Source organism: Streptomyces sp. NPDC002265 (genome assembly GCF_040296125.1).
GTDB lineage: Bacteria > Actinomycetota > Actinomycetes > Streptomycetales > Streptomycetaceae > Streptomyces.
The window spans coordinates 1-1,157 of sequence record NZ_JBEOWS010000716.1 but is presented as its reverse complement, the minus strand read 5'-3'; the positions used below and the strand labels follow the sequence as shown (position 1 = coordinate 1,157).

Genomic DNA, 1,157 nt, shown 5'->3' with positions numbered 1-1,157 from the left:
TGAAGGCCGAGGGTGACGCCAGGGCGGCCGCCGCCGACGCGCACGCCAAGCGGCTCGCCGCCGAGGCCGAGGAGAAGACGGCCAAGGCGGAGAAGTCGAACGCGGCCGCCAAGCGGGCCGAGGCCGCCGAACACCGTGGGAACGCCGAGTCCGAGGCGACGAAGGCGAAGGACGCCAAGGACAAGGCGGAAGCCGCCGAGAAGACCGCCGAGGACCGGCGCGACGACGCGGTCAAGGCGAAGGACCACGCCAAGTCCCTCCGGGACGACGCCTGGGACGCCGAGCAGAAGGCGGACGCGGCCCGCGCCAAGGCCGACGCCAAGGAGGCCTACGCCGACTCCCTCGACTCCGGGGACGCGGCCGACGCCGCCCGCGCCGCCGCGAACGACGCCGACACGGCAGCCGACGCCGCCGAAGCGGCCGCGACCAGGGCCCGCTCCGAGGCGGACGCCGCCACCAAGGCGGCAGCCGACGCCGACGCGGCCGCGACCCGCGCCGAGGCGGCCGCCAAGCGCGCCCGCTCCGACGCGGACGCCGCCCAGGCCGACAAGCTGAAGGCGGACGCGGCGGTACGGACCGCCACCAGCGCCGTCGCCGACGCGATCAAGGCCTCCCAGGACGCCTCCGCCGAGGCCAAGACGTCGGTCGAGCTCGCCGACGAGGCCGAGCAGCACGCCAAGGACGCCCGCACCCAGGCGGACGCCGCCAACGTGGAGGCCGGCAAGGCACTCACGGCGTCGGCGAAGGCCGCGGGCTTCGCCCATGTCACCGCCCAGGCGGCCGTGGACGCCTCCGAAGCGGCCAAGCAGGTCGCGAGCCCGGCCAACGACGCCGTCCAGCTCGGCTCGCCCTACGTCGACACCGACTCGGCGGCCGGCCTGGTCGTGCTGACCGGGCAGAGCTCCAAGACGATCGCCGAGCAGCAGCAGGCCGTCGCCGACGCGCACGCCAGGAACGCGGCCGCCGAGGCCCAGGCGGCCAAGAACCTCGCCGACCAGGCCAAGGGCGACGCCAAGGAGGCCTACCAGCACGCGGCCGACGCGGCCCAGTACGCCGCCGACGCCCGCACCTACTCCAAGGAGGCTCTCGGCTACGCGGCCGACGCGGCCAAGGCCGCATCCGCCGCCTCGGCCTCGCTGGCCCGCACCGTCGACTAC

At 76.1% G+C, this 1,157-nt stretch carries 1 pseudogene; it reads left to right on the top strand.

Going from position 1 to position 1,157, the window contains the following annotated elements:
* Positions 1–1,157, top strand: a pseudogene (locus tag ABT085_RS46500) (virulence factor); the annotation flags it as partial.